Below are 24,308 nucleotides of genomic sequence, written 5' to 3'. Positions count from 1 at the left end.
CACCCCCAGCTTATTGAACTGTAGAACTTTGTATCAGATTCCAGTATTGTTCCGAAGCGGATTGCAGCTGCGCGAGCGCCTCGTCAGCCTGCATCCCTCCGCCGATCATCTCCTCGATGACACTGAGGAAGGTCTTCTTCACTTCTGGAGACAGCAGGTTGTCGTACGGAACAAAGCTCTGGTGATTACCCTCCATCATAGCCATTACCTGAGCGAATACCGGTCCTGTCTTATCCGGATCAATGGTGATCCGCATCGAAGGTATTCTTAATCCCTCATACACAATCTGTGTCTGAATCTCTTTTGTATAGAATGCTTTCATCAGCTCCAGCGCCGCTTCCCGCTTACTTCCGCTCAGGCTGGAGGAGAGTCCGATTCCTATCGTATAACCTCCCGCGATGGACGGTTCTGTCCCTTGGTTCAGAGCGGGAAAAGGAATCACTCCTACCTGATTCTGAAAATCTGCCGGAGCCGTGTCTCCCGAAAACAGATTAATATCCCAGTTACCGTTCAAATACATCGCAGCCTTGCCGCTTGTAAATAAACGGACCGCATTCTCCGTCGACAAATCATTGGATTTGGCGCTGAATGCCTCCTCCTCAATCCACTGCTCCAGATGCTGAAAAGCCTGGGAGTACAAATTATTCTGAAAGGTACTCCCGTCCTCCCCGGTAACCAGCTTCTGAATCAGCTCCGGTCCGGCATACCGGTCCATTAAATAATGGGCGAATATCCCGGCAGGCCAGCGGTCTTCATTGCCGAGAGCAAATGGGATGTACCCTGCTTTCTTCAACGTCTTAATCGCAACATCCAGTTCAGCAACCGTCCCGGGAATTTTGATGCCCAGCTTGCTGAACAGCGTTTTGTTGAAATAAAGCGGCTCGGCATTTCCCTCAATCGGCAATCCGTAGATATGCTGGTTGAAGGTCCATAGATGCAGATCACTGAATTGGCCCTTCAGCCCGTTCTCCTGCACAAAATCAGTCAGATCCATCAACCGGTTGGAGCGGACATACGGCTCAATCTCCGCACCGCCGAACAACACGAACATATCCGGCGGTGTACCCGTGACCATCTCGTTTTTCAGCTTCTGCTCACGGTGAATCGTCTGGTCGAGTCCCTCGAAATTCACTTTGACGTTGGGATGTTCCTTCTGATATTCCTGAACGACCTCTTCATATATTGCAAGCAGCGGCTTGTCATGCTCCTTGATCCAGAAATGGCGGAAGGTCAGCGTAATCTTCTCTGGTGAGTTATCTTCAATCGGCTCTCTGTTGCCAAAATTTATAAATAATACCGCTCCGGCCATAAGCAGGATATAGAGCAGTATCCAGCCCCATTTCATCACCCATTTCACAGCTCCTCGCCCCTCTTTCATCCCGTTTTCGCTTATTTTCATGGCTGGATTTTGGGAATACGGATACAGATTGTCGAACCGAATCCTGGGGACGAACAAACGAGGATACCATAAGGATTGCCGAAACGGATGTTTAGGCGCTCATGCACATTCTTCAGGCCTACGCCGCTGTCGCTGTACTTCTTCGGATTGCTGTGCTCTGTATTCCATAGGCTCATCAGTGTGGCCAGATCGAAGCCCGGACCATTATCCTTGACGATGATAATAATATCCTTACCTGTCTCTTGTGCACCGATGGTGATCACCCCATGCTCTTCCATCTGCTCAATGGCATGATATAGCGCGTTTTCCACTATCGGCTGAACAATCAGCTTCTGTGTCATCACATTTCTGAGGGTATCGGGCAAGTCAATGGCGTAAGAGAATTTGTCTTCAAAACGGAATTTCTGAATATCCAGATAGTGGCGGACATGCTCAAACTCCATTTGCAGCGGAATCAGCTCCTGGTTCTGGCTGATGCTGATCCGCAGCAGCCTGCCGAGAGAAATGACCATTTTGCTGATGTCCCTGTTCCCCGCCAGCACCGCCATAGAGTTGATGGATTCCAGTGAATTATAAATAAAATGCGGATTAATCTGCGCCATCAATGCCTGCATTTCCGCTTCCTTTTTGCGGCCCTGCTCGGTTTGAACCTGCTCGATGAGTTCGCTGATCTGCGAGCTCATCCGGTTAAAGCCGTCAATCAAGAGATCGCTTTCATCATCTGAGCGCAAAGGTGTCGTAATCGGAGTAAAGATTCCTTGCTTGACCCGCTTCATACCGTTGACCGCGCTGTTAATGCTGCGCACAAGCCTTCGGATGAAATAGCGGTCAAACAAAAAGGCGGACAGCAGCGATACCGTGGATAGAATGATGGCAAGATTGCGAATAGAGTCCGATTCCGAGGAAATCAGATTCATGGGAGTGATGGCCACCAAATTCCAGTCCAAATTATGAGAAGGAAGGAAAGTAATCAGTGATTTCTCTCCTTGATAATTGTCAATGTAATAATCCTGAGCCTGGGCGTAACCTTCCTGCAGAAATGGAAAATGGGTTTGTTGCCCGATATGCTCACCGGATTTGTTAAAGACGATATTCCCCTGCTTGTTGACCAGCAGAATATCCCCTTTCTTCAGTGTTGCAGCTTCCCAGAAAATTTGGTCAAGCAAATCCGGCTTAACGTAAACGACCAGATAACCGATATCCTCCAGGGAATATGAATCCTTGATAATTCTGGACTGCACCAGTACCGGATTGCCGGTAGCTTCCGAACCATTCTCTCCGGGTCCCGACCATACCGGCCGGCCCTCCGCTTCCTCCATCGCGCGGTACCAGTTCTGATGGCGCATCTCATTGAAGGGCATCGGGGCGTTGTACTGATAGATCAGGCGATCCTTGCCGTAAAGACTGAAAGAAGTGATCATCGGATGATTGATCAGCAGGTTGTTAATGTCCTGCTTAATGTCGTAGGTCAGTACAAAATTCGGCTGTTTGAGCGTTTCCTGAATTTTAGGCGAAATAATAGCCGAATTTGTAATGTATGAGATTTCGCTGAGTGCAAACTTAAGCTTGCGGTCTGTCTCCAAAAGTGAAATCCAGTAAAAATTGCTTGATTTCTTCTCCATGGCACTGGAAAAATTCGCATACGTAACAATCCCCATCACGATCACGGGAATGAACACGAGAAGAATAATAGCGAACAAGATTTTGCGGCGGAGCTTCATATGCCTTTCCCTTCCTCCTGCTGTCTCTGCCCATTATTATTCTTCACGGTACTCCCTATTTCCTTGTTTAACATTAAAAACCAGTTTAGCTTTTGATTGCGCCTGAGGTCAGACCGGCAATTACCCAACGGCTGAAGAACAGGAAGACGATGAGCAGCGGAAGTGTGGCCGTAAAAGTTGCTGACATAATCATCCCATAGTCAAGACCATCACGTGCGCTGAACAACTGCTGCAGCGCGATCTGAATGGTAAAATGCTCTTTATTCTTCAGGACGACGAGCGGCCAGAAGAAGTCATTCCATACCGTCATAAAGTTAAGTATGCCAAGTGTAGCCATTGCCGGAGTAATGACAGGAACAGCAATTTTCCAGAAGATCCGGAAATGTCCGCCTCCATCAATCCGTCCGGCTTCGATTAGTTCGGTAGGCACCGCAGAGGAGATATACTGGCGCATCCAGAAGATCCCGAAGGCATTGACCATCGCAGGCACAATAAGCGCCTTGAAGCTGTCGATCCAGTGCAGTTTGGACATAATAACATAAGTCGGAATTACACCCAGCTGCTGTGGAACAATTAGCGTGGCGATGACGAACACAAATAGCATGTTCTTGAGCGGAAACTCATATTTGGCAAATGCATAGCCGGCCAGGGTACAAAAGAACACAACCGAAATCGTGACCATGGTCGAGACGAACAGCGAGTTGCCGAGTGCCAGGAAGATATCCGACCGTTCCAGCACTCTGCTAAAGTTGTCGAAGAACTGGTCACCAATGGTTAACAAAGGTGGCTTATGGAACACGGCACCCTTGTCATTGGTTCCTACAACAAACATCCAATAGAACGGAAAGACAGAGATTAATGCTCCGAGAATGAGCAGGAAATAAAACCCCAACTTGCCGAAGAAACCGAGGTCATCCGGTTTTTTTCTGAAAATTCGCAGTGTGCTCACGCTTTTCTCCTCCTAGACTCTCCGCCTGTGCCTCTGGTAATCAGCATATTAAGGATGGAGAATAGAATAGTGACGAGGAACAGCATAACCGCCGTAGCCGCCGCCGTACCGAAGAATCCGTTGCGGAATGCTTCGCTGTATAAATAAGTAACCATTGTAATCCCTTCCTGGCGGGTTGATCCGGTACCGGATTGGCCCAAGAATACATATGGCTCTGTGAAGAGCTGCAGCGCACCAATCGTGGATTGGAGGGATACGAAAATAATAAACGGCTTGAGGAGCGGCAGCGTGATGGAAAACAGCTGCTGTCTTCTGTTCGCACCGTCAATCCGCGCGGACTCGTACAGATCCATCGGTATGCTCTGCAGGCCAGACAGGAAGATGATCGCGTTGTAGCCCGTCCAGCGCCACATAACCATGGTGGAAATGGCAATCTTTACGCCCCACCAGCCGGAGTTGAAGGCCATGCTGTCCAGTCCAAGCCCGTTCAGCATCCAGTTGATCATCCCGTTGTTGCCGAACAAGGTGCTGAATACAAGCGTAACAGCCACAATCGACGTAATGTTCGGCATGAAATACAGAATACGGAAGGTTTTCTTAAACCGCGTCATTCCTGAATGCAGCAGCACTGCGAGCAGCAGCGCCAGAAACACCTGCGGCAGCGTGCCCATCAGGCCCATAATCAGCGTATTGCTGAAGGAAATCCAAAAGGTCGGGTCGCTTGTGACCAGATCGTAATTCTTCATCCCGACGAATTTCATCGGATTGAGTGCGTCCCACTTAAAGAAAGATAAATAAAACGTAAAGAAGATCGGGTACAGTCCAAATATCGAGAACAGAATAAAGAACGGAGAAATAAATGTATAAGCAGTGATGCGGCTCCGTCTTTGTTCAGTTAAAAAAGGGCGTCTGCTCTCGGCATGTGGACTCGTTATTACGGGTTCAGCCATGTCACACCTCCAGGGAATATAGCAAAAACTCCGATAGGAGTCTTGATCGTTGATTACATCTTCCTATTTCACTAAAACCGGACTCACAGAGGGTGCGGCTCTCCATGAATCCGGCATTACAGGCATCATTTCCTAATTGACACGCTTAACTGCGTTCCTCCAGGGTTTTCGCTTGTTTAACTGCTTCATCCCACTCTTTGGCAGGATCGGCTTTCTTCTCAATTACGTTTTTCAGCGCGTTCTTGAAGAAGGTATCGGTTTGGTCATGCAGCGGTCCGTAGTATACCGGTTTAACACGGTTAGCCGCCTTACCAAATTCAACTGCGATTTGTTGGCCGCCGAAGAAGTCATCTTTGAAATCTACGAATGCCGGATCTTCATACAGTGCAGGAATGGAAGGCATCAGGCCCTTAGCTTTGAACGATTCGAGCTGATTGTCCTTGTTAACGAGCCATTGAATGAAATCATAAGCTTCCTTCGGATGTTTGCCTTCCTTAGGAAGGGTGATGAACGAACCTCCCCAGTTTCCGGCACCTTCCGGCAGCTGAGCAATTTTCCATTTACCGGCAGAATCAGGAGCGTTGGTCTTAATATAGCCGGCCATCCATGCAGGACCCATAACTACGGCGAACGATCCGTCGGTCATGCCTTGACCCCACTCAGGTGACCACAGCAGCATATTGCTGATCCAGCCTTCCTGAATGCCTTTAACGGTGAAGTCGTAAGCTTTTTTCACTTGCGGATTGGTATCTCCGATAAATTTGCCGTCAGCTTTGCTGAAGTAGATTTCATCAGGAGATTGGTCGCGGAGTGCGTTATACGTCAGATCTGTTAAGTCAGAGAAGTATTTACCAGTTTTGTCCTTGTAGGCTTTCGCCACAGTAGCTAGCTTATCCCATGAGTCAATAGCAGCACTGAACCCCTCCGGATCGCTTGGCAGTCCCGCTGCTTCAGCTAAATCCGTGCGGTAGTAAACAACGGTAGGACCGATATCTGTTGGAAGTCCGAGCTGGAAGCTGCCGTCAACAGAGGAGGCTTGCTTCCATTTCCAGTCGAGATAATTGGCTTGAATATCTTTTGCTCCCAGATCATTCAGGTTGTAGAATTTATCCTGAGCACCCAGGAAACGTTCCATGAAACCGATTTCAAGTTGGAAAATATCAGGCGCTCCCGAATTCGCCGACAACGCAGTTGTCAGATTGTTGTGATGTGCAGTCTGGTCACCGGTGTTCTGAATTTTGATTGTAACGTTCGGATGTTCCTTGGTATATTCTTTCGCCAGCTCTTCATAGTTAACACTGCCAAGTGTCCAGAATGATAGCTCAACCTTCTCAGCCGGTTCCGTTTTATCTCCTTCGGTTGCCGGTGCATCTGTACTTTTAACGGTGTTACCTGCATTATTTTTCGCAGTGTTGTTTTCAGCGTTGTTGTTACCTCCGCATGCTGCCAGTGAACCAACGAGCATGATTGAAGCAAGCGTCAACGCCAGATTCTTTGCTTTTTTCATTCCTCTGTACCCCTCTCAAAGGTTTCTCTTACAAGTCTTAGTGTACAGTAGGAGAAATCTTTTTTTGAGGAGGCAAACTTCCGATTTGAGGTGGAAATATTTACGATATGGTAAATTCCGGTTCTAATACACCCACTTTAACAGCCGCCTTCCGATTGGAACCATTGGATTTCTATCTTCTGCACAGGTATACTGGTTTTATTTCAAGCAATTATTCCCCCATCAAAGGAGAGTACCTTTTATGCCCATCAACCGCCCTTTACTGACAGACAGTGATTTACAGGAAGCCGTTGACCGCAAGCTGCCTGTGCGCGTCTTTCAGGACGATCATCTGGTGAATTCCGGAGCGACGGTTGTCCGCTTTACAGATTCGGATGTTGTCATCCAGTCGCGGGTCAGCGATTTAACCTACTATTCCCGGCGGAGCTGCCAATTTTTTGAGGTCAGACCCTAGCTCAAATATTTTGAGAATGGAGAGGATAGTCCTTCAGCAACACCAGCAATGGAGTTTCTCACGGAATTATCGACTTTTATGTCCCACAACTTGCTGAATATCATTCCTACCTGCAAAAAAGCTTTTAATGAAACGCGCAAATATGAGTCCGAAAGGATGCATACGAAGCTGTACTCAAACAGCGAAGGAGATTTCACGGAGATTGCGCAGACCCCAATATCCGTAAAATTCAAAGAAGCCGGACAAAGACCCTCTCAGGAGGATTTTTGTCCGGCTTCTCTCATTGTCATCACTCTGTTATAAACTTCCTAATTATCTCTTCATCTCGTTCGTTGATGTCTTCAGCTTTTCGTTCAGGATATCCTGAAAGCTGCGTGTTTTGTCATCAGAGTTGGATGATTTGGCTTCGACCACGGGTTGAGGTCTAAAATACTGATGATTGAAAGCCATAAGATTATGTACCGTCATACTCATAAAGTTCAACCTCCTTCCGTAATCTATACCTCAGTTTGCGTGGTTGCGCATTTTCTTATCTCTTATTTAACCCGTCATTTCCAACTCTAAACAGTTTTTTTGCACTTTCAGGAAAAAAAATAACCTCCGCGCCGATAATCCGGCCGGAGGTTATAATCCTTTTTCATATCGAATGTCTTATTTCAAGGCTGCCCATGAGGCTTCATTCAGCTGCTCCAGCTCATCCCTATCAAGCTTGAACCTCATGGCCCCGATGTTCTCTTCCGCATGCCGGACTTTGGAAGCGCCTGGAATGGCGACCACTGTGTCCCCGTGAATATGCATGAGCCAGTTCAGGGCAATCTGGCCCGGTGTCACTCCGTATTTCTTGGCCAAAACTGATAATAGATCAATCAGCGGCTTGCTGCGGGCCAGGCTCTTCTCATCCAGACCGGATTGCATCCGCCGCATCCTCGAAACTGCACGGATCTGTGAAGGATCCCTATGGAAACGTCCGGTCAGAATCCCCTGCTGCAGCGGAGAGTATGCAATGATTGAAATGCCCAGCTCCTTCGCCGCTTCCATTGTTCCATTCTCGTCAATCTTCCGGTGCAGCAAATTATATTTCACTTGGTTCGAGACCAGAGTCAGACCATACTGCTGCAATATCCTGTGCGCTTCAACCATCTGTTGGGCCGAATAGTTGCTGACTCCTGCATAACGGATTTTACCATCCTTGACCAGACCGGCCATCGCTTTCATTTCACTGGCTATTGAGGACAGGGAAAACGGTTGGTGAATCTGGTACAGATCGATGCTTCGCCCGCCCAGACAGGTGAGCCGTTCATCAATCGTAGAGGTAATAGATTTCGCTGTGCGGAGCATCGGCCACCATTTGGTGGCGATCAGCGGCTGGGCATGGAGACTGCTCTCCTGCTGCAATTGATCCAGCGCATGGGCAAGCGCTTCTTCTGATTTGCCGCCGCCGTAGATCTCTGCGGTATCGACCCAGTTCATGCCGCCTTCCAGACTGACACGCACGATATCCAGAATATCTTCATCCTTAAGATTACTCCAGTACCTTCCTACGATTCCGCTTCCCCGGCTGAACTGCCAGCAGCCCAGCCCGAGCGGTGAAACGGATAACGATGATTGGCCTAAGGGGCGTAAAGTTACTGCTGTTGTCTCTGTCACCAAGTTTCATCCTTCTTTCAGAACCAGGATAATAAAAATCTCTCCAGAATCAAAACCACTTCAAAATAGAGCTCAGATCCGCTAGCAAATATGGTATAATTACCCTGCTCTGCAACGCCATACTACAAACTAACCGTGTTGCAGAATGGAAACACAATCATTAATGGAGGGAATTCATGTTAAAATTCTTCGGTTTTTTCATGCTGTTAAATCTGGTCGGCAATCCTTTTCTTGCCCTAATCATCCTGCTGGTCATTCTGTATTTCCTCGACCGCCGATATGTCGGAATCTTTCCAAGCATCACGAAGCCGTTCCGCCGGAGCCGGCAAATTTCCAAGCTGAGGACAACCATCTCGCTGAATCCGAATGATGTCTCCGCCAAATTCGATCTGGCCCGGCTGATGACTGAACGCAAGCGTTTCAGCGAATCCAAAGAGCTGCTTGTGCAGATCGCTGACCGGTACGAGCAATCTGCGGAATATTGGGTGGAGCTTGGTTATGTGAATCTCAAGCTGGGACAGCTTCCCGAGGGGGAAGCGCAAATGCTTCAAGGACTGGAAATCAACCGCAGAGCGCAATATGGGCAGCCTTATCTCCGTCTCGCCGAGACTTTCCGCAATATCGACCATGACAAAGCTCTTTATTATGTAGGACAATTCCAGGAAATTCAGTCCTCTTCCAGTGAAGCCTACTATTTGGCCGGCTCTATGTACAAGGCACTGGGCAGAAATGAAGACGCCAAACGCGCTTTTGCCGAATCCACGGCCATTTACCGCTCATTGCCAAAGTACAAGAAGCGGCAGGAACGGGGCTGGGCGCTGCGCAGTTATTTCGCAAAGCTGCGCTGACTCAGCGGTACATAAATAACCGGGATGGCTCCATTATACGCCTATTCCTTCCTGCAATCATTAACACAAAACGCAAAAACCTCCGGCTTCTGCACTACTTGTGCATGCCGGAGGTTTTTTATGCTATTTTACAGGAACGGTTATTTCAAACTCAGGAATGTAAAGCTTCCGTCCATCCTTCCAGACGTAGGGCTTGATTACAATACTCTCCGGTATGGTTTCAAACGGCTCATACACATTGCTGGAATCTAAAGTATCGCCTTCACCGGAGCCACCGCTGATACTTAGCACGCGAACCTCCCTCCCTTGTTCATCCATTACATCAAAGAAGATAGACAAAAACCCGTTATTCTTATATTTTTCCGGTATCGCTTCTTGAAAGGCCCTTACATCCTCTCCCTGTTCCCCTTCAAACTCTGCCATCAGCAGGGTCGTGGTTTCGCTAACTTCCAGCCGCTTGACCCGCAGATGAATATGATCATGGATTTTTGTTTCTTTCGGAGTCAGAATATAGCCTTCCAACGTATTCTTGCTCACCGGAAATTCAAACTCGAAAGGCTGCCGGATTCCCGGAACGGTAAATGACATTTTGAAATCAAACTCATCCGGAATCCGCTGATTCTCTGAATTATTAAAGACTGTAACAATAACGGAGTCAGGCGCATCCGGGCCTCCTGAAGCGATTCCCCCTCCGGTGATGACCTCAGCTCCATTGACATAAGAATCGATCCTATTCAACAAGCCGGTCTCAGGATCGGGAATAGTCCACAAATCAGACAAGGGTCCTTCCTCTCCAGTCTTACCCGCTTGCTTTCTGGTAAGCACCAGGGACAACCGGCTCCCATCATACATCTGTTCCGACACGCTGAACGTCAAGCCGCCATGCGTAACGCTCTGCTGAATGTCCGCCGTTACACCAGTCTCATTTGCTTTCTTAAGCCCGGCGTCGCCTGCCACCTTGAACACACTTTCCAGGAACGGCAGTTGCTTCAAGGTATCAGCCATTGCCGGCGACACGAACCCCAGGCTGATGATCAACACCAGCCCTGCAGCCACAGAGGCAGCACTGATCATCACCCGGGTAAGCCAAGAACGTTTTCTCCGGCTCCTAGAGGTTTTTGCTGTTTCTGGAACCTTAGGATCTGTTCCTTCCATTCCGCCAATTACCCGGTAGGTATCGTTCATACGGGCTTGTACGAGCTCCGGCAGCTCTGTAAGAGGCTCTTCCCTTAATCCTGCCAGCCTGCTTTCAAATTGTTGCTGATTCATCCGTTCATCTTCCTTTCCGCGGGCTCCGCCAGAGATTCATATAAGGTTTTCCTTGCCCTGTGCAATCTGGTTTTAACTGCGCTCTCCGATAGCTCCAGCAGCCCGGCGATTTCCTGCAGCGTCAACCCCTGATAATAATGAAGAATGACAATGGTCCGTGAAATCTCCTCCAGACGGTTGACGGCATTACGGAGATCCATATCCCCCCCAAACGAAGACGATATCAGCAGGTGCTCTGGAGGTTCAGGCATGACGATTACCCGATCCCGTCTGCGCAAAATCATATTACATTCATTGATCAGAATACGAAACAGCCAAGTGTTAAAGAAAGCAGGCTCTTTTAATCCGGATAATGCTTTATATGCCTTCATGACCGTCTCCTGCATAATATCCGCACAGTCTTCGTCATTCCTGACAATGGATTTGGCCATACTGTACATTTGCCGTTCCAGTCCCTTAACCAGCTGAATAAAAGCTTCACTGTCCCCGGCTTGCGCACGTCTAATCTGATCCTCTTGTCCGTTGTTCAATCAATCCCCCCCTTTCGTTCGGATAGCTGCAGCACCTCTTGTTTTGCTTCCATACAGCTGATTAGATGGAGCATAGGGCTGAAAGGTTACCTCTATGTATGAAATATTTTTTCTCCCTGCTTCTTCAAAAACAGCAAAGAGCAAGCTCCGCTGCCCCGGAAGCCTGCTCTTTACCATTATCAAATCATGTACAAGCTTATAAATCTAATGTTTTCGGCTGATCCTCCGCTGATGCCGAAGAAAACGGCCACCAGTTCGCCCGGCCAAACATCCGTACCATAACAGGAACGAAAAACGGCAGGAAAACCAGTGCATAAAGAGCAAGACCGGCCAGAACTACAGTAGCAATCTGCATCATCGACAATACGCCGGAAGGATACATCGAGGCAAAGGTTCCGCCCAGGATCACTACAGCCGACAGAATGACTGTCCCCATATTGCGCATGGCATGCAGGATCGCTTCATGCACATCCCAGGTCTTGTTCTCATTAAAGCGGGCCATCAGGAAGATGCTGTAGTCCACCCCAAGCGCAATCAGCATGACGAAGCTGAAGAACGGAGTAGTCCAGGTAATTCCGGAATAATTCAGCAGATTTACAAAGATGGCTTCCGTAATTCCCAGCGCCGTAAAGTAAGTGATAACGAGTGAAATTATCAGATAAATCGGCATGATAATCGATCGAAGCAGCAATACCAGAATGATAAAAATACCGCCCAACATCAGGATAACAGTCCGCGAATAATCCTCATTGGAAATCTTCTGCAGATCGCTATAGGTGCTGGTCACTCCGCTGATCGCGGTCTCCGCATTCTCCAGCTTCGTGCCCTTCACAGCCCGGTCCACGGCAGCCTGAATGTCTCCCATGCTGTCGATCGCTTCGGAACTATAGGGGTTCTCGGCGAAAACAACGTCCAGCGTCATCACCTTGCCGTCACCTGCCAGGTACGTATCAAAAATCTGCTGGATGCCCCCGGCTTCCAGCGCCTCAGACGGTACGAAGAATCCGCTCAGTTCATCGTCTTTGGCCTCCTGAATTTGCCCCAGGTACGCTTGAGCGGAATCCAGCCCGCCGGTGATTTGCTTGAGGCCATCCGTACTGTCGTTCAAACCGTCCGTAAGCTGGCCGATTTGTCCGGTAAGCTGGCTGAACCCGTCAGCAAGCTGCTGCTGGCCGCCTTGCAGCTGGTCGAGCCCATTTGTGATCGAAGGAATACGATCGACAATTTGGCCTTGCCCCGCCGCCGCTTGATTCAGGCCCGTCTGCAACTGGCCGATTCCGGCGACAAGCTTGCCCAGACCTTGTGCCAGCGCCGTTTGGCCGGCAACGGCCTTGGCATATCCGGTGTTGGCCTTGTTCAGACCGGCAGCTACAGCTTTAAGCTGCCCTGTAATCTGTCCTAGTCCTGCGGCAAGCTGGGCTGTACCCGTGCCGGTTTGCGTTACCGTTCCTTTAATCGTCTGGTAATCAACATCCTGCAGAAGATCAGGATGGCTGGCTTCCAGGCCCGTGAAGGAAGCATCCAGCCCGGCAAGTGCAGCAGCCACGCCCTGGAGCTGGGTTTGCAGCCCGGCAACGCCTCCGTCCAATGCAGTCAGCCCCGTGCCGATTTGCTTGTAGCCTGCCAATAGTGCAGCATTGGCGTCCGCAAGCTGCTCTGCGCTGGCCGCTGCCTGCGCCAGACCGGCTTTGATCTCACCGGCTCCCGCCGATCCGCTTTTAATGCCGCTCTCTATACGGGACAGTCCATCGCCCAGCGCGGCGATACCTTGTTTCAGCTCAACTGTGCCCTCCGTCAGCTTCGCGCTGCCCGATACGGCCTCGTTCAGCTTCGGCTCGTTGTCACTTAACTGCTTGCTTGCTTCCGCAAGCCCCGTTTGAATCTTCGTAAGCCCTTCATTGCTCTGATCCAGACCCTCTGACAGTGTAGCCACTTGGGTCGGGATCAGGAAGTCATTGATCTGTTCCCCCGTAGGACGCGACATGCTGCGCACAGCTTTGACGCCGTCGACCTTTTCCAGCTCACGGCTGATTTTTTCAGCCAGACCCATATATTCAGCAGTATCCATACGGTCATCATTTTTGATGATTATTTTGCCGGGCATCGATTCTCCCGGCCCAAAGCTCTCAGAGATAATGTTGAAGCCTTTAACCGATGCGTAGTTGGAACCGATTTCGTCCATGCTGTTAAAGGACAGTTTGCCGCCATAAGTGACGAGGAACGGCACCACTACCGCAGCTACAATCAGCAGAGCAGCCCACGGTCTTTTTAAGGAGAAGGAACCAGCGGCCCCCCAGATGCGGCTTTCGCTATGCTCCAGCTTCCCGCGGGATGGCCAAAACATCTTTTTGCCCAATACCGCCATAAAGAATGGAACGACAGTCACAAGCGCCAGCATCATCACGGCAATCCCTACAGCCACTGCAACCGCAGAACGGTACAGCATGAATTTGGACAACCCAATGGCGAGGAACCCTACAAATACCGCAAGACCGGAATAAAATACCGTTCCCCCCGCTTTACGGTAGGTCGTGATAATCGCGCTTTTCGTATCCTCAGAGGTTGCCAGCTCTTCCTTAAACCGGCTGATCAGCAGGATGCAGTAATCCGTCCCAATCCCGAACAGTACGGCCACCATAAAGATCTGCGTAAATGTGGATAACGGAAAGTCAAACCTGTCCACCAGAAAGGCTACAACCGATTGGGATACAATATAACTCAGTCCGACCGTAAGCAGCGGCACAAACGGCGCAATGAACGAACGGAATACAACGAACAGGATCAAGAGAATAAATACAACGGTAATATACTCCGACTTCTTCAGCCCTGCCTCTGAGCTGACAATGGTATCCTCCGTGATCAGTCCTTCGCTGGTCAGATAATGATCGGCAGTTACATCACTTAACAGGGCTGCTACTTTAGCCGGGAGCTCCTTGACCACTTCTTCTCCGCCTTTTACCGACAGTGCGACCATAATGGTCTTCCCGTCCTTCGCAATCAGCGTATCCTTTAATTCGGTTTGAGAAAAGGGGTCGGTAATGGAATCCAGCTTCAGCGATTCCTTGCTCACCGTAAGCTGCTCAACGCCCTGCTTAATGCTCTCCGTATCTTCTGCGCTCAGTCCATCCGGCTTATTAAAAACAAGGGCAACCTGGTGCAGCGTTTCACCACCGTTGGCGTCGGCCACCTCTCTCATAATCTCAGCCGCTCTCGAAGAAGTGTAGCCATCCGGAACAGCAATCTGCCCCTTCTCGCGCACCAGATCCGACATCGCCGGCGCTGTCAAAAATAACACGACCGCCACAGCCAGCCAGACTGAAATTACAGCCCATCTAGCTTTAAGTATGGTCTTCAATTGTTTCTCCCTCCTGTTTCATGCATTAAAAATGCAAGCTTCTCGAACATAGTAATAAATTTCTCAATGTCCTTTTCCTCAAAATCAAACAGATAGGGAGAGATCACTTCTTGAACCTGCTTCTCGGCGGTCTGATGCACACTCTTCCCATGCTCCGTGAGTGTCAGATACACCTGGCGGCGGTCATTCTCGTCCCGGGTCCGCTGAATCAGTCCAGCTTCGTCCAGCCGGTTAATAATTGCCGTTATCGAACTCTTGCCTACCGCAACTGCCTCGGCCAGAAATGTGGAAGTACAAAGCTCCTGACTGTTTATCAGCCGGAGAATAATAAATTGGTCATTGGTCAGTCCTTCCGGAATCCGCTCCTTGACACGGGCGCTAATCTGCCTAGTCACCACCATGTATGCATTCAAATAGCGGTTGATCCAGTGTTCTGCCTCTTCTTTCAAAATTCAAACCTCCCAACACTATTAATAGTTCACGTATGAAACTATTTCACAGTAAAACTATAGGGTCTGACGCCCAAAAAGTCAATATGTTCCTTTCCGTATTCCAGCAGCGGCTAATTTGCATTTTGCATAACAAAAACAGCCATTCCGCACGTTGACATGCGTAATGGCTGTGGCTGTTTATCGGGAGGAGCCGAGAATTCTCTCTGCCTTCCCCTTAGCGGGTATTCCCGTTATTCTTCGTCCTCAGTCTCCTCGACCTCATATACACAGCGGAACATTTCGATTCCTGCGGCATTTTCACCCAGGCTGTACACCATGAACCCAAGGCTGCGGTAGAAGTCAGCAGCAATTTCGTCCTCAGTTTCTGCCAGCAGATAACGGGGCTGACGCGCAGTTAGCAGTTCAAGAATCATTCCGCGCGCATACCCTTTCCCCCTGTTCTCTGGCAGTACAGCGATATGGCGGATGTCCAGTGACCCGTCTTCCGTTTCTTCAAAGCCTACCAGCCCCAGCAGCAGGCCTTCCTCTTCCCAGCCGCACAGCTGCAGTGCAGCCTGTGCGCTATATTCGGCTGAAGTGCGCTGCAGTGCATCCGGTTCATCAATAACAGCATAAGCCAGCAGCTCGTTCACCTCGGGAGAACCCACGAGATGCTTCAGATCTATCAGCATAGTTAACCTCCTAAAAGTTTTGTGAGCATCGCTTCCTGATAAAACTTCGTACAAAACTCACTTCGAAAGCATACACTTAAGTTTTGTGAAACTTTAGTTTAATGATTTACCCCATGCCAAATGAAGAAAAATATAACCTATCCACACACCCAGCAAGTTAAGCAGCAGATCGTCAATATCAAAGCTGCCGACACGCAGCAGCATTTGCATAGATTCCAGCAGCAATATCCATAAAGCCATATGTAAGGTTAACCCAAACATGGAGTTAAGCCGCTTCTTCAGCAGCGGCAGCAGGAGGCCAAAGGGAATGAACACGGCGACGTTTCCCAGCAGATTCACCAGCCGGCCGGAGAAAGGCACCCCATTGTCCAAATCAAAATAGAGTTTTATGGTCCGCAGCGGCTCCAGATTATATTGCAGCGGTCCGTCCGGATGAACAACACGGCCAAAACCGATAAACATCCAGTACACAACGGCTGCACTGTACAGAATTAGCAGCATCCACGCCCATATCCGGCGCGGCTTCGGCTGAAGTTTTCCCCGTACGGAGCGGTTTCCGGGCTTCTGCGTCTTACGCGGACTAGAGATTGCTTTCACCTTCCACTATTTCGATACTGCCGTCGTTCTTGCCGATAATGGCCAGATCGGCAATTCCAATGAACAAGCCGTGTTCAACAACGCCCGGAATGCCCTGCAGAGACTTCGCAAGTTCAGGAGCAGAAGCAATCGCTTCAAACCCGCAGTCCGCAATGTAATTGCCGTTGTCTGTCTTGTACAATTCATCACCGCTCCGCCGCAGCTCCGGCTTGCAGCCCAGCTTAGCCAGTTCAGCGACTGTCCATTCCCAAGCAAAGGGAACAATCTCAACAGGCAACGGAAACTTGCCCAGCGTTTCTACTGCTTTGCTCTCATCTGCTACCACAATCATGCGTGTGCTGCCCATAGCCACGATCTTTTCGCGCAGCAATGCACCGCCGCCGCCTTTGATCAGTTGAAGCTGGCCATCGAGTTCATCCGCTCCGTCAATCGTCAAATCCAGGTGGTCAACATCACCAAATGCAACCAGTGGAATGCCCAGCTCGCGGGCCTGCTCCTCCGAAGCACGTGAGGTAGCTACTGCGGTAATCTTAAGTCCTTGCTGCACTCGTTCCCCCAGCTTGCGGATGGCCCAATATGCGGTGGAACCTGTGCCGAGGCCAACCTTCATTCCGTCTTCCACATACTCCACGGCTTTTTCCGCAGCCAGCTGTTTTACATTGATACTCATTTTAATACCTCCATATTATCCGTTATAATAATGAAATAGATTTACAATACAAAATTATTATCACCAGGAGGATTCCGGATGAGAACCGAAAATCAGATCCAGTCCAAAATCAATGAATTAACACTCCAACGCAGGTCTCTGGAGACACGTTTGACACCACTGGCCGAGGACAGCCCGCAACGCGAAGCTCTAAATGCCCAGCTTACCAGGCTGGAGGATATGCTGCTCATGCTGGAATGGGTGCTGAATACCCCTGCAGGTAAATACCACGCTTGAACATCAGATTAGAAGAGTTCCTTACCGTAACATAAACTATCCGGATCGCCAATATAAGGTCCAAACAAATCAATCGGCCGATAGCCATGCTTCACGTAGAGTGCAATGGCTTCCGGCTGTTTAATGCCAGTCTCCAGCCGGATTTCCCGGCAGCCGGCACTAATGGCCTTCGCCTCAAGCTCCAGCAGCAGCTTGTTGGCTATTCCTTGCTTGCGGCTGCCCGGGTCCACATAGAAACGCTTGAGCTCCATCACCGCACTGTCCGGGTCAAGCGGGCGCAGCGCTCCGCAGCCGACGGGCTTCTCTCCTTGATAAGCTACCACGAAAGTCATCTCTTTTACCTTCGGATCGGTGAAATCCACAACGTAGATGGTCTCATGCGGATAGCGGGATTTCAGCTCCTCATCCAGACGGTCAATTAATGAAAGCAAATCCGCGCTCCCGGGATCAACTACAACAAAATTAACATCAGCTATGGACGTCATTACCGTCTCTCCTCCACTTCAACCAGAGTGCAAGTCCAGCTATATATAATTTTTAAGCGTTTCCTCATATAATTCAGCGTTACCCTTCTCAAAACAAATAAAAGAGATCTCTTTCAGCGGCAGCAACCGGGAATCCTGGGCCGCCACATACTCAATGACCGTATGAAGCGCAATTTCACAGGCCAACGCTTTAGGGAAATTATAAACCCCGGTGCTGATGTTTGGAAAGGCTATGCTCCGCACACCCTTTAAGCAGGCCAAGTCCAGGCTGCTGGCATAACATTTGGCCAAAGTATCGGCTTCCCCGGCGCCACCGCCTTTCCAAATCGGCCCTACTGTATGTACAATGCCCAGCAAAGGAAGTCTGCCTGCACTCGTTAATGCAGCCTCACCAGGCAGACAGCCTCCCTGCTTCTGGCGGATTACCGCACATTCCTCAGCTACTCGTGGTCCGGCAGCCCGGTGGATCGCTCCATCAACACCACCGCCTCCATAGAGGCCGGAATTGGATGCATTCACAATCATATCGCCCTGCCAGGACGTAATGTCACCTTCACGGACAGATATCGCTACATCATTAATGGTGATTTGCATGTTCGGCCTCCTCTCTCGCCGTAACCTCCAAGTTTCGAATCAGCTCTTTCTCTCCCCTGCGGTCCGCCTTCTCCGGAAAGGAAACAAACACGACCCTTGCTCCTTCAATAGAAGCTTTGCGGATGTTGCTTCTCATCCAATTCTCCGCGTCGGTCAGAACCATCTCTCCCGTACCGGCCGGTACACGGCATAAAGCGGAAGTCGTTCCCTTTTCTCCCTTAGCGAGCTGTTCTCCTGGTCCGAAAAGCACAGTAAACTGAAATAATGGAACCGCCTCCGGCCGTTCTTCATGTTCTGCGAACGCTTGATTAACTACGGAGTACAACAGTGAGCCGGTAGGAGCGGCAGATTCACTCGCCTCCCGCTCAGAGATCATCCGGCTGCTCTGGTAGGCAAGCAGTCCTGCAGCAAACAACAGAAACAACACGACGCCCCCAACTACAGTAATCATTTCTGTCACCCGCCATTCTTCAGAAAATCAACAATACCGTTTCTATATTATCACGGAGAGAACATCCCGGGAATGGTCGAAATGGGCTGAGTTTCTTTTTTCACAGGAAATCTTCATGGTTAAGAACGCCGCTCCTTAGTGAAAGCGATGTATAATTCTATAAAGTTATTTTGAAATATTCATATTAACAGTTGAAACTTTCTGTGGCATGATCCATAATGAAGTTGTGCATACTGTTTGTCAATCCATAAGAAATCAAGGGAGGAAATTTACAATGAAGTTTTTCTTGGATACCGGAAATATTGAAGAAATTAAACGTATTACCCGCCTCGGTTTAGTGGATGGCGTGACGACGAATCCGTCACTGATCGCCAAAGAAGGCAGATTGTTCAAAGATGTAATCAAAGAAATCGTTGCTATTGTGCCTGGTCCTGTCAGCGCGGAAGTCATTGGCCTTACAGCAGAAGAAATGCTTAAGGAAGCCTTTGAAATTGCTGAGTGGGCACCCAATGTCGTAATCAAACTGCCTATGACTGAAGATGGCCTGGAAGCCTGCTACGAATTGACCAAAAAAGGCATCAAGACTAACGTTACCCTAGTATTCTCCGCGGCTCAAGGCCTCATGGCTGCCAAAGCCGGCGCTACCTATATCAGCCCGTTTGTCGGTCGTCTGGACGATATCGGCGTTGACGGCATGAAGTTGATCAAGGATCTGAAGACTATCCTGACCAACTACGGCCTGACTTCAGAAATTATTGCAGCCAGTATCCGCAACATCGCACATGTGGAGCAAGCGGCAATCGCCGGTGCGCACATTGCAACCATCCCGGGCTCTTTGCTGCCTTCCCTTTGGAAACACCCGCTTACAGATAACGGTATCGAACGCTTCCTGAAGGATTGGGAGAAAGTTCCGCAAGTATAATAGAACTGCTGCTGTTAACATAAAGCACCTCGTGGAAATCTTATTGGATCATAATGGGTCCGATACATTTCTATGGGGTGTTTTTTTGCGTCAGGTTGACTAATTTACTTGTCTTAACTATATTTGTTATAACAAGTAATTCAGAAAGGATGATTCTTTTGCCTATTTCCTCTCCGCAGCAATTCCTCGGATTCCTGCTTGGCTCCACCCACCGGAGGATATCCAATGCGTTTGCCCGGGCCTTGAAGTCATACGATATTACCCCTGAACAATGGTCAGTCCTGTTAATGATTGTTGACCGAGAAGGCATTAACCAGAAGGAAGTTGCCGCTGCGGCAGCCAAAGATCAACCCACAACTGCGAGGATCGTGGAGCTGCTTCAGAAGAAAGGTTTTATTACAAAATCCACAAGTCCCAGCGACCGGCGGGCCTTTCTGCTGTATCCCACCCTTGAGGGGCAGACGCTGATCGAAAGCACAATCCCTCTGGAGCAGCAGATGATCCAAGCAGCGGTTGCCGGACTTTCACCGGAAAAGCTTGAAGAGCTTCGCGTTATGCTGGAGCTGATCTATCACAACACTGGAAATTCACACCAAGAATAGGAGCAATGGTATTGAACACAACATCTGATCGTCTCTGGACAAAATCGTTTATTCTGCTGACAATTTGCAACCTGATGCTGTTTACAGGACTGCAAATGACACTTTCCACTCTCCCGGCCTATGCCGAAGAATCCTTGAACGCCTCTTCCGTGCAGGTTAGCCTGGTCACCAGCTTATTTGCGCTTAGCGCCATCGCTTCACGGCTGTTCTCGGCCAAGGCCATGGAGAAAGGCGGCCGTAACCTGCTGATCTTCCTCGGGCTGGCCGTATCCCTTGTAGCCGTCACCGGTTATTACTGGGCCGGAAGCATAACCGTACTGCTGCTTATGCGCATGCTCTTCGGGATCGGCTTCGGGATGGCCAGTACCGCCTTTCCGACAATGGCTTCGGACGTGATCCCGATTCGCCGGATGGGTGAAGGCATGGGTTATTTCGGCTTGTCGACAAGCCTGGCGATGTCTGCCGGTCCATTAATCGGTCTAAGCCTGCTGCAGGGTCCCGGGTTCGGCTCCTTGCTGCTTGCTACCGCAGCCGCTCTGGCGCTAATTTTCCCGCTTGGCTACCGCCTGACAGCAGTGCTTCCGGGTCAGCACAAGGAACCCGCTGCGGTTCCGGCAGCGGATTTCAAAGGCGGGGCATTTCGCAGGCTGTTTATCCCATGCCTGCTGAACTTTCTGCTGTCCGTGTCATACGGCGGACTGCTGGGCTTTCTCGCTCTTTACGGCAAAGAAGCCCATTTGGAACATATCGCCTATTTCTTTCTGTTTAATGCTGTTGCCATTGTTATCATTCGTCCATTGTCAGGCAAAATTTATGACCGTTTCGGTCCAGCTGCCCTGCTGATTCCCGGCAGCATGTTCATCATCGGCGGATTGCTGCTGCTCTCCTTCGCCTCATCGACAGCCGCCCTGTTCCCGGCTGCTTTATGCTACGGGATCGGGTTCGGATCTATGCAGCCTGCACTGCAAACCTGGATGATTCAGTCCGTTGACACACGCCAGCGGGGAATGGCCAACGGCATGTTCTTCAACTCACTGGATCTTGGTGTAGCAATCGGTACTATGCTCCTTGGATCTGTTGCGTTGTATAACACCTATGCGGTCATGTACCGCTATTCTGCAATGGCTCCTGCACTTTTGCTTCTGATCTATATTGCGTATCTCACCATCAGAAGGAAAAGCAACCGGAGCACCGTTGCCTCTGCTTGATTTCTAGCGAGCCGTCAACGAAAAATAAGACAAGCAGAAACGAGATCACACGCCCGCCAAGAATGATCCAGTAAGCGGTCAGCCCCTCTGTGAACCAGGCAGCAGCAACACAAACCGCTCCTCCGGCCGCAGCAATGAGCAGACTCGGCAGAATAACCTTTTTCCGCCCATAACGGTCGGACAGGTAACTTTATTGTGGTTTATTAGCAGACCCGATATGCAACCCAGCAAGTGAAAACGGCCAATATGATGTTATTCAGCTTACAGTGAACCTGCGGTTACAGACTCGCGCACGGCGGCCGGAAGGAAATGATTGGGTGCTCCCAGGCTATAGATATGCAGCAAATGCATCGCCCGGGTACAAGCGGTGTAAAACAGCTTCCGTTCGCTCTCCCTGCCATATCTCTCCGCTGAGCCGTCATAAATAATGACTGCATCAAATTCCACACCCTTGGCTAAGTATGCGGGCAGTACCAGTGTCCCTTTTTGAAAATTAGGCGTCTCCTTTGTCACAAGTCTTACCGGCAGCCTGTTTTGCAGCTCGGCATGTACACGTGCGCTTTCCTCCGCCGTTTTGCAGATAACTGCCACATAGTGATAGCCCTCCGCATGCAGATTAAGAATATCCTGCTCAACCGAGGCAAGCAGCTGCGGCTCACTTTCGACAACAGTAAGCTGTGGTGCTTCCCCACTGCGGTTGAAAGGAACGATCCGCTCGCCCCCTGGAATCATCGCCCGTGTAAACTCAACAATTTCATAAGTCGAACGATAGCTGCGGGTTAGAGAAATCACCTCGGTATTCTCCTCGCCGTAAATGCTTACCAGTCCCGCCAGGTCGCCAAGCACCTCGCCCTGGGCATAAATCGCCTGATTCAGGTCCCCAAGCACCGTCATCTTGGCCCGCGGAAACAGGCGGCGCATAAATTCCAGCTGGAATGGAGAATAATCCTGCACTTCATCCACTATTACATGACGAATTAGCGTATTGGTCCGGAAGCCCTGGCTCAGCTCCTTTAAATATAGAAACGGCGTTGCATCCTCATACGCCAGCCCGTTGGCCCCTACAGATTCCAGCGTCTGTCTGCAAATCTCATCCCAAACCTCCGGCAAAGTATTGCTGTTGTTGAGGGTTTCCATTAGCTCCCGGTCAGTAAACAACCGGCTGTACAGCCCTTTAACATCGACAAACCGCCCCCGCTTGGTCCATCCGCGCAGCGGCTTCAGCCGCTGGCTGACGATATACCGGGCGAGCAGGCTTTTTTCGGTATCGAAATCATCAAAGCTTTCGTTATGGCCGCCACCCTTGCGCCGCATCATTTGGTAAGCACGTTGATATTCACTGGAATCCAGCAGCTCAATCTGGTCTTCGACCCATTGGGCACTCCGCTCCTCCATGCTGAACGCAGCAATCTTCTTGAGCAGCCAGCCTGTCATCAGATCAATCCGGTTCGCCAGCTTGATATTGGAATCATAGCTGTAGAACTGCTGCTCCATCTCATCTTTTCCAACGATCGCCCGGCCCTGGAACATCAGCGGCTTGAATTGCATGCTTTCATGCTCCAGCAGATTCACATAACGGCGGATGGCATCCAGAAAAGCCACTGATGATTTATATCCGATCCCTTCTCTGCGCACTGAGGCTTCCGGTCCGTCAGGTGTATTCAGCAAACTTTCCGTTTGGCTGAATACATCCTCCAGTTGAAATTCGTGGCCCAGCCGGTGCTCCAGATACATCTGGAACGTTGTCTGCTGCATATTTTCTTCACCAAGCTCCGGAAGAACAGTGGAGACATAACTGTTGAACAGCGGATTGGGCGAGAACAGCAGCATTTGATCGGCTTGCAGCACCTCGCGGTATTTATAGAGCAGATAGGCGACCCGCTGCAGAGCTGCTGAGGTTTTACCGCTTCCGGCAGCTCCCTGGACAACCAGCATCCGGCTTTTGTCGTTGCGGATTACCGCATTCTGTTCCTTCTGAATCGTCGCTACAATGCTCTTCATCCGGTCGTCCGCGCTGTGGCTTAGTACCTGTTGAAGCAATTCATCTCCGATGGTTACTCCGGTATCAAACATCACTTCGATAACTCCGTCATCAATTACGAACTGCCGTTTCAGTTCCATCGTACCGCTCACGAGTCCTCCAGGTGTATCATAGACTGCCGGACCGGGTGCACCGTCATAATACAGACTTGAGATTGGGGCCCGCCAATCATAAATCAGGAAGGTGCCGTTATCCTCCATCAGGGAACCAATTCCGAGATAGATCTTCTCTACCTCTCCATTCGGAGTCTCAGTGAAATCAATCCGTCCAAAATAGGGAGACACAACAAGCTTTTTATATTTTTTAAGCGCTTTGCTTGACTGCAGATGATGGCGCTCGCGTTCATTTAATATTTGCGCCTGCTGCCGCAGACTGGTTGAAGTCTCGCCCAGATCATCCGGGCTGCTGAAGTTAACCGTGACCTCTTCCCAGAAATCTTTGCGCATATCCACAACATCGCTGCGGTGCAGACCCAGCTCTTCAGACAACTGCCGGATATGGCCCTTAAGCAGCTTCGTTATACCCGTTACCCGCTCCTGCTCCTCTTTCCACTCGCTATCATGTTTCTCCACTGCATTTCATCCCCTTTGGAAGGTTGACATTTATTTTTACCCATGGTAAAATTATTTTGTATAATTATGCATATTTTACAATATTCATTCAATATCCTATTATTTTAGCAATTCCACCCAACTTTATCAAGTCTTTGA

General features: G+C 49.7%; 24 protein-coding genes and 1 pseudogene. 6 read left to right on the top strand and 19 right to left on the bottom strand.

Annotated elements, in window-relative coordinates:
• Positions 1-10 precede the first annotated feature (10 nt).
• The 5 genes from NST07_RS14155 to NST07_RS14135 form a co-directional block, all read right to left on the bottom strand.
• On the bottom strand, positions 11-1,399 hold the full coding sequence (locus tag NST07_RS14155) for an extracellular solute-binding protein (protein ID WP_341378357.1): 1,389 nt from the start codon (positions 1,397-1,399) through the stop codon (positions 11-13).
• Positions 1,396-3,120, bottom strand: a complete 1,725-nt coding sequence (locus tag NST07_RS14150) for a sensor histidine kinase (RefSeq protein ID WP_076111355.1) — start codon at positions 3,118-3,120, stop codon at positions 1,396-1,398. Before NST07_RS14150 ends, NST07_RS14155 begins: the two co-directional genes overlap by 4 nt.
• A gap of 85 nt (positions 3,121-3,205) precedes the next feature.
• Entirely contained in the window at positions 3,206-4,069 is an 864-nt protein-coding gene (locus tag NST07_RS14145; protein WP_341092543.1) for a carbohydrate ABC transporter permease, read from the bottom strand.
• Positions 4,066-5,019: a sugar ABC transporter permease gene (locus NST07_RS14140; RefSeq protein ID WP_341092541.1), complete on the bottom strand. Its 954-nt coding sequence runs from the start codon at positions 5,017-5,019 to the stop codon at positions 4,066-4,068. The genes NST07_RS14145 and NST07_RS14140 overlap by 4 nt, the downstream gene beginning before the upstream one ends.
• A gap of 145 nt (positions 5,020-5,164) precedes the next feature.
• Positions 5,165-6,526 (bottom strand): extracellular solute-binding protein, encoded by a 1,362-nt coding sequence (locus tag NST07_RS14135; RefSeq protein ID WP_341378356.1) that lies wholly within the window; start codon positions 6,524-6,526, stop codon positions 5,165-5,167.
• Positions 6,527-6,767: 241 nt separating this feature from the next.
• Between NST07_RS14135 and NST07_RS14130 the strand changes: the two genes are divergently transcribed.
• A complete protein-coding gene (locus NST07_RS14130) occupies positions 6,768-6,980 on the top strand; it encodes a hypothetical protein (protein ID WP_076111351.1) in 213 nt (70 codons plus the stop codon).
• Positions 6,981-7,292: 312 nt separating this feature from the next.
• Here NST07_RS14130 and NST07_RS14125 read toward each other — a convergent pair whose 3' ends face one another.
• Both NST07_RS14125 and NST07_RS14120 read right to left on the bottom strand, forming a co-directional pair.
• Positions 7,293-7,454, bottom strand: coding sequence for a hypothetical protein (locus NST07_RS14125; protein ID WP_341092538.1), 162 nt, complete (start codon positions 7,452-7,454; stop codon positions 7,293-7,295).
• Positions 7,455-7,631: 177 nt separating this feature from the next.
• The gene (locus NST07_RS14120; protein WP_341092537.1) at positions 7,632-8,627 is read right to left on the bottom strand and encodes an aldo/keto reductase; all 996 of its coding nucleotides are present in this window, start codon (positions 8,625-8,627) and stop codon (positions 7,632-7,634) included.
• Positions 8,628-8,803: 176 nt separating this feature from the next.
• Here NST07_RS14120 and NST07_RS14115 point away from each other — a divergent pair, with 176 nt between their 5' ends.
• Positions 8,804-9,475, top strand: coding sequence for a hypothetical protein (locus NST07_RS14115; RefSeq protein WP_341092535.1), 672 nt, complete (start codon positions 8,804-8,806; stop codon positions 9,473-9,475).
• A gap of 123 nt (positions 9,476-9,598) precedes the next feature.
• On the opposite strand, the gene NST07_RS14110 is transcribed toward NST07_RS14115, so the two are convergent.
• The 7 genes from NST07_RS14110 to rpiA form a co-directional block, all read right to left on the bottom strand.
• Positions 9,599-10,744, bottom strand: a complete 1,146-nt coding sequence (locus NST07_RS14110; protein ID WP_341092533.1) for a DUF4179 domain-containing protein — start codon at positions 10,742-10,744, stop codon at positions 9,599-9,601.
• Positions 10,741-11,274 carry a sigma-70 family RNA polymerase sigma factor gene (locus tag NST07_RS14105; protein WP_341092530.1) on the bottom strand — a complete coding sequence of 178 codons (534 nt, stop codon included), beginning with the start codon at positions 11,272-11,274 and terminating at the stop codon, positions 10,741-10,743. The genes NST07_RS14110 and NST07_RS14105 overlap by 4 nt, the downstream gene beginning before the upstream one ends.
• Positions 11,275-11,470: 196 nt before the next feature.
• Entirely contained in the window at positions 11,471-14,629 is a 3,159-nt protein-coding gene (locus NST07_RS14100; RefSeq protein WP_341092528.1) for an MMPL family transporter, read from the bottom strand.
• Positions 14,626-15,078 carry a MarR family transcriptional regulator gene (locus NST07_RS14095; RefSeq protein ID WP_341092526.1) on the bottom strand — a complete coding sequence of 151 codons (453 nt, stop codon included), beginning with the start codon at positions 15,076-15,078 and terminating at the stop codon, positions 14,626-14,628. The genes NST07_RS14100 and NST07_RS14095 overlap by 4 nt, the downstream gene beginning before the upstream one ends.
• 233 nt (positions 15,079-15,311) lie before the next feature.
• Complete coding sequence (locus NST07_RS14090; protein ID WP_341092524.1) at positions 15,312-15,752, bottom strand: GNAT family N-acetyltransferase; 441 nt, start codon at positions 15,750-15,752, stop codon at positions 15,312-15,314.
• Positions 15,753-15,845: 93 nt separating this feature from the next.
• The gene (locus tag NST07_RS14085) at positions 15,846-16,349 is read right to left on the bottom strand and encodes a VanZ family protein (RefSeq protein ID WP_341092523.1); all 504 of its coding nucleotides are present in this window, start codon (positions 16,347-16,349) and stop codon (positions 15,846-15,848) included.
• Positions 16,333-17,013: a ribose-5-phosphate isomerase RpiA gene (rpiA, locus tag NST07_RS14080; protein WP_341097650.1), complete on the bottom strand. Its 681-nt coding sequence runs from the start codon at positions 17,011-17,013 to the stop codon at positions 16,333-16,335. Before rpiA ends, NST07_RS14085 begins: the two co-directional genes overlap by 17 nt.
• An 84-nt stretch (positions 17,014-17,097) precedes the next feature.
• Between rpiA and NST07_RS14075 the strand changes: the two genes are divergently transcribed.
• Positions 17,098-17,295: a hypothetical protein gene (locus tag NST07_RS14075; RefSeq protein ID WP_341092522.1), complete on the top strand. Its 198-nt coding sequence runs from the start codon at positions 17,098-17,100 to the stop codon at positions 17,293-17,295.
• Positions 17,296-17,303: 8 nt separating this feature from the next.
• On the opposite strand, the gene NST07_RS14070 is transcribed toward NST07_RS14075, so the two are convergent.
• From NST07_RS14070 to NST07_RS14060, 3 genes are read right to left on the bottom strand one after another with little or no spacing between them, the layout of a single operon-like run.
• Positions 17,304-17,780 (bottom strand): GNAT family N-acetyltransferase, encoded by a 477-nt coding sequence (locus NST07_RS14070; RefSeq protein ID WP_341092521.1) that lies wholly within the window; start codon positions 17,778-17,780, stop codon positions 17,304-17,306.
• A gap of 39 nt (positions 17,781-17,819) precedes the next feature.
• Entirely contained in the window at positions 17,820-18,374 is a 555-nt protein-coding gene (locus NST07_RS14065) for a macro domain-containing protein (RefSeq protein ID WP_341092519.1), read from the bottom strand.
• Positions 18,358-18,825, bottom strand: a complete 468-nt coding sequence (locus NST07_RS14060; RefSeq protein WP_342481756.1) for a hypothetical protein — start codon at positions 18,823-18,825, stop codon at positions 18,358-18,360. Before NST07_RS14060 ends, NST07_RS14065 begins: the two co-directional genes overlap by 17 nt.
• Positions 18,826-19,099: 274 nt before the next feature.
• Here NST07_RS14060 and fsa point away from each other — a divergent pair, with 274 nt between their 5' ends.
• From fsa to NST07_RS14045, 3 genes are all read left to right on the top strand, one after another.
• Positions 19,100-19,747, top strand: a complete 648-nt coding sequence (gene fsa, locus NST07_RS14055) for a fructose-6-phosphate aldolase (protein WP_342481755.1) — start codon at positions 19,100-19,102, stop codon at positions 19,745-19,747.
• A gap of 158 nt (positions 19,748-19,905) precedes the next feature.
• Positions 19,906-20,349 (top strand): MarR family transcriptional regulator, encoded by a 444-nt coding sequence (locus NST07_RS14050; RefSeq protein ID WP_342481754.1) that lies wholly within the window; start codon positions 19,906-19,908, stop codon positions 20,347-20,349.
• Between the two features lie 5 nt (positions 20,350-20,354).
• The gene (locus NST07_RS14045; RefSeq protein WP_342481753.1) at positions 20,355-21,557 is read left to right on the top strand and encodes an MFS transporter; all 1,203 of its coding nucleotides are present in this window, start codon (positions 20,355-20,357) and stop codon (positions 21,555-21,557) included.
• Positions 21,558-21,600: 43 nt separating this feature from the next.
• On the opposite strand, the pseudogene NST07_RS14040 reads toward NST07_RS14045, so the two are convergent.
• Positions 21,601-21,744: pseudogene (locus NST07_RS14040) on the bottom strand (MFS transporter); the annotation flags it as partial.
• A gap of 74 nt (positions 21,745-21,818) precedes the next feature.
• Positions 21,819-24,170 carry an RNA polymerase recycling motor HelD gene (gene helD / locus NST07_RS14035; protein WP_341092512.1) on the bottom strand — a complete coding sequence of 784 codons (2,352 nt, stop codon included), beginning with the start codon at positions 24,168-24,170 and terminating at the stop codon, positions 21,819-21,821.
• Positions 24,171-24,308 lie beyond the last annotated feature (138 nt).

Origin of the sequence: Paenibacillus sp. FSL L8-0340, assembly GCF_038593145.1 — a bacterium.
Lineage (GTDB): Bacteria > Bacillota > Bacilli > Paenibacillales > Paenibacillaceae > Paenibacillus_AQ.
Note: the sequence above shows the minus strand (reverse complement) of the source record. Positions and strands in the feature narration are given on the sequence as shown.